Here is a 253-nt window from a genome sequence, read left to right as displayed (position 1 = left end):
TCCCGCCAGAAATCGAACGACTCACTGTCCCCGACCGCGGTGCCCAACACTTCACGGGTGCCGTCGATCGACACCCCGGTCGCGACGACGAGCGCATGCGAGACCACATGCGCCCCGATCCGCACCTGCAATACGTCGCGTCGAGGAAGACGTACGGAAACGTGGTGTGGGTCAACGTTCGCTCACGAAACCGCGCGATCTCCGTATCGAGCCCTTGGCAAATTCTCGACACAGTCGACTTCGAGACGCCCGA

The 253-nt window shown here is 62.5% G+C and carries 1 pseudogene; it reads right to left on the bottom strand.

The features are described from left to right. Nucleotides 1-253, bottom strand: a pseudogene (locus tag MTX35_RS25600) (transposase); the annotation flags it as partial.

This window comes from Rhodococcus sp. ARC_M12, from assembly GCF_022810385.1.
Taxonomy (GTDB): Bacteria; Actinomycetota; Actinomycetes; order Mycobacteriales; family Mycobacteriaceae; genus Rhodococcoides; species Rhodococcoides navarretei.
This window is presented reverse-complemented; position numbering and strand designations above follow the sequence as displayed.